Source organism: Sphingomonas sp., assembly GCF_035317925.1.
Taxonomy (GTDB): Bacteria; Pseudomonadota; Alphaproteobacteria; order Sphingomonadales; family Sphingomonadaceae; genus Sphingomonas_I.
This window is the reverse complement of the sequence record NZ_DATHFV010000165.1, coordinates 1-4,363: the sequence shown is the minus strand read 5'-3', so window position 1 is coordinate 4,363 and position 4,363 is coordinate 1. Positions and strand designations below refer to the sequence as shown.

The window sequence follows — 4,363 nt, the reverse complement described above, 5'->3', positions numbered from 1 at the left end:
CTATTATGCGCGCGGCAATGCCCTGCAGCGCGCCGCGAGCAACTACCGCCCTGAGCTGATCGAAGCCAATACGCGCAACCAGATCGCGGTCTGCACCTCCGCCTTCTTCGCCGAGCGCGCGGGATGGGGGACGCCGGAGCGCGACCCGATCTTCATCGTCGGGCTGCCGCGATCGGGATCGACCCTGATCGAGCAGATCCTGTCCTCGCACTCGGAGGTCGAGGGGACGCAGGAGCTGGCAGAAGTGCAGCGCTATGTGCAGGAGCTGCAGGGGCGCAATGCCGATCCCGAGCATCCGCGCTATCCGGCGATCCTAGCCGAGATGGACGCCGCCGATTTCGCCGCGCTCGGCCGCCGCTATCTGGCCGAGACGCGCATCTATCGCTCCGACCGGCCGCGCTTCATCGACAAGATGCCGAACAATTTCCGTCACATCGGCCTGATCCAGCTGATGCTGCCGAATGCGGTGATCATCGATGCGCGCCGCGATCCGATGTCGTGCTGCTTCAGTAATCTGAAGCAGCTGTTCGCGAACGGCCAGGAGTTCACCTACAGTATCGAGGATATCGCGCGTTATTACCGCACCTATCTGGACCTGATGGATCATTGGGATGCGGCGCTTCCCGGGCGGGTGCTGCGCGTTGAGTATGAAGACGTTGTCGCGGATCTCGAAGGCAGCGTCCGGCGCATCCTCGATCATTGCGCGCTGCCGTTCGAGGCGAATTGCCTGGATTTCCACAAGAGCAAACGCAGCGTCCGCACGCCGAGCTCGGAGCAGGTGCGGCAGCCGATCTTTCGCAGCGGGCTGGATCAGTGGACCAACTTCGAGGCCCAGCTCATGCCGTTGAAGCAGGCGCTCGATCGAGACCATCCAAATGGCCAGCCCGGTTGAAGTCGGGACAATAGTCGCACAACAGCAGCTATGCTTCGCATCCACGACATGACCGACGCGGATTTCGCCTGGCTTCTGGGCGAAGCCTCCGCGCATTCTGCGAACCTGACCGTCACCGAAGGCAATATCGCCCCGCCCGAAGTTCTCGCCATGCTGCGCGGCATCACCGCCGGCCTCGCCGACGACGATGATCGTCCCGTCGCCTGGCTCGTCAGCGAATCCGATGTCGTCGTCGCCATGATCAGCTTCACCAGGCGCGAGCCGGACGGGCGCTACGAGATCGGCTATGGCGTGGCGTCGGCGCATCAGGGGCAGGGTGTGATGACGAGCGCTCTGGCGGTTTTGCTGCCGCTTTTGGCACGCCAGGGCCATCATGGCTTGACCGTTGGGACCAGCGTGGACAATCCGGCGTCGCAACGCGTGCTCGAAAAGAACGGCTTCGTCCGGACGGGCACGCGCGACGACCCCGACGACGGCGCCCTCATCACCTGGGCGATCGAACTGAATTGATCCGCTTCGTCATTCCCGCGCAGGCGGGAATCCATATTTCCCGGATATGCAGATCGGACGTATCGGAGGTGATGCGTCGTGAGCGGCAGCCTTGCGTCTACATTCTCGCCAGCGGCAAGTGCGGCACGCTGTATATCGGAGTCACGTCCGATCTCCTGGCGCGACTGCATCAGCACCGGGAAGGCTTGATTGAGGGCTTCACGTCCCGCTACGGGGTCGTTCGCCTCGTCCGTTTCGAGATGTTCGACGATATGGCCAACGCCATCCTTCGTGAGAAACAGCTCAAGAAATGGAACAGGGATTGGAAGCTCAATCTGGTAGAGAGCGACAATCCGGGATGGGTTGATCTGGCGGAAGGCTTTGGCTTCGCGCCGACAATTCCGAAGCGATAGAGTTTATGGATTCCCGCCTTCGCGGGAATGACGGGTAGAGAAGTGACGGATTTAGAACAACAAAAGGCCGAACTGCTGGTCGCCATAGCGAGCGCCGATGCCGATGCGCTGGAAGCGCTGCGCGTGAGCGCGCTCGGCAAGAGCGGGACGATCACCGGCCTGTTGAAGACGCTCGGCGGCATGTCGCCGGAGGAACGACAGGAGAAGGGCCCGGCGATCCAGGGCCTGCGCGCCGCCGTCACCGATGCGATCGCGGAGCGTAAGGCGGTGCTCGACAGTGCCGCGTTGAACGCAAAGCTCGCGTCCGAGACGCTCGACATGACCTTGCCGGTCGCGGGGGGACGGCAGGGTTCGGTCCATCCGGTCAGTCAGGTGCTGGACGAGCTCGCCGAAATCTTCGCCGATCTGGGCTTCGCGGTCGCGACCGGTCCGGAGATCGAGGACGACTGGCACAATTTCACCGCGCTCAACATTCCGGAAACGCATCCGGCGCGCGCGATGCACGACACCTTCTATTTCAACCCATCGCCGGAGCAGGCGACGGGCGAGTATCTTGAGCTGGACGAGACGCGGCGCATGCTGCTGCGCACGCACACCTCGCCGGTGCAGATCCGCACGATGCTCAATCAGAAGCCGCCGATCCGCATCATCGCGCCGGGCCGCGTCTATCGCTCGGACAGCGATGCCACGCACACGCCGATGTTCCACCAGATCGAAGGTCTGGTGATCGACAAGGGCATCCACCTCGGTCACCTGCGCTGGACGCTGGAGACCTTCCTCAAGGCCTATTTCGAGCGCGACGACATCGTGTTGCGGCTGCGCCCGTCTTACTTCCCCTTCACCGAGCCTTCGGTCGAGGTCGATGTCGGTTACTCGATCGAGAAGGGCCGCCGCGTGATCGGCGGGTCCGAAGGCTGGATGGAGGTGCTCGGCTCGGGCATGGTCCACCCCAAGGTGATCGCCGCGTGCGGGCTCGATCCCGACGAATATCAGGGGTTCGCCTTCGGCACGGGCGTCGACCGGCTGGCGATGCTCAAATACGGCATGGACGATCTGCGCGCCTTCTTCGACGGCGATCTGCGCTGGATGCGCCATTACGGATTCCGCGCTTTGGATGTTCCCACGCTCAGCGGGGGAGTCGGCGCATGAAGTTCACCTTCTCCTGGTTGAAGGACCATCTCGAAACCACCGCCACGCTCGACGAGATCGTGATCGGGCTGACCAAGCTCGGGCTCGAGGTCGAAGGCGTCGACGATCCGGCGGCGAAGCTGGCGGGCTTCACGGTGGCGAAGGTGCTGACCGCCGCGCCGCATCCACAGGCCGACAAGCTGCAGGTGCTCACGGTCGACACCGGCGACGGGAACGGACTGCAGGTCGTGTGCGGCGCGCCCAATGCGCGCGCCGGCCTGGTCGGGGTGTTCGGTTCGCCCGGTACGACCGTGCCGGCCAACGGCATGGTGCTGCGCGTCGCGGCGATCCGTGGGGTCGAATCCAACGGTATGATGTGTTCGGTGCGCGAGCTGGAACTCGGCGACGAGCATGACGGCATCATCGAGCTTCCCGCCGATGCACCGATCGGCGCGGCGTTCGCGGAGTATCGCGGCTTGGGCGATCCGGTGATCGATATCTCGGTCACACCCAACCGCCAGGATTGCATGGGCGTGCGCGGCATCGCGCGCGATCTCGCGGCGGGTGGCTACGGTACATTGAAGCCGCTCGATGTGCCCGCGATCCGGGGCGAGGGGCCGTCGCCGGTTTCGATCGCCACGCTCGATCCGGAAGGCTGCCCGGCCTTCTTCGGCCGGGTGGTGAAGGGCGTGACGAACGGCGCCTCGCCCGAATGGATGCAGCGCCGGCTGAAGGCGGTCGGCCAGCGTCCGATCTCGGCTTTGGTCGACATCACCAATTATGTGATGCTCGATCATGGGCGGCCGCTGCACGTCTATGATGTGGCGAAGCTCACCGGCGGGCTGGTCGCGCGCAAGGCGCAGGATGGCGAGACGCTGACCGCGCTCAACGGCAAGGAATATACGCTCGACGCGACGATGACGGTGATCGCCGACGACACGCATGTCCACGATATTGGCGGGATCATGGGTGGCGAGGCGTCGGGCGCGTCGGAAACGACCGCCGACGTGCTGATCGAATGCGCTTACTTCACGCCGGAGCGGATCGCGCGGACGGGCCAGAAGCTCGGCCTCACCAGCGATGCGCGCCAGCGGTTCGAGCGCGGCGTCGATCCGGCCTTCCTGGGCGACGGGCTCGCGATCGCGACCCAGCTCGTGCTCGATATTTGCGGCGGCACGCCGACCGAAGCGATCGAGGCGGGCGAACCGCCGCTCGGTCATCCGACGATCAAATATGATCCGGACGCCGCCGCGCGTCTCGGTGGGATGGAAGTCACGCCTGAGCGCCAACGCGAAATCCTTACCGGCCTCGGCTTCGGTATCGACAGCGCCTGGACGATCCGTGTGCCGACCTGGCGCCGCGACGTCGAAGGCGTCGCCGACATCGTCGAGGAAATCGTGCGGATAGAGGGGATCGACAATGTCCCGGCCGTGGCGCTGCC

At 64.6% G+C, this 4,363-nt stretch carries 5 protein-coding genes; all 5 read left to right on the top strand.

What is annotated here, in order from left to right; translation table 11 throughout:
* A partial coding sequence (locus tag VK533_RS12230) for a sulfotransferase (protein ID WP_324378023.1) occupies positions 1-892 on the top strand: 892 nt, incomplete at its 5' end.
* A 30-nt stretch (positions 893-922) separates the two neighbouring features.
* The gene (locus tag VK533_RS12225; protein ID WP_324378021.1) at positions 923-1,402 is read left to right on the top strand and encodes a GNAT family protein; all 480 of its coding nucleotides are present in this window, start codon (positions 923-925) and stop codon (positions 1,400-1,402) included.
* Between the two features lie 71 nt (positions 1,403-1,473).
* Positions 1,474-1,794, top strand: coding sequence for a GIY-YIG nuclease family protein (locus tag VK533_RS12220; RefSeq protein WP_324378025.1), 321 nt, complete (start codon positions 1,474-1,476; stop codon positions 1,792-1,794).
* A gap of 27 nt (positions 1,795-1,821) precedes the next feature.
* Entirely contained in the window at positions 1,822-2,943 is a 1,122-nt protein-coding gene (gene pheS, locus VK533_RS12215) for a phenylalanine--tRNA ligase subunit alpha (protein WP_414712303.1), read from the top strand.
* Positions 2,940-4,363: phenylalanine--tRNA ligase subunit beta (gene pheT / locus VK533_RS12210; protein WP_324378016.1), on the top strand; the 1,424-nt coding region annotated here is incomplete at its 3' end. The genes pheS and pheT, both read left to right, overlap by 4 nt.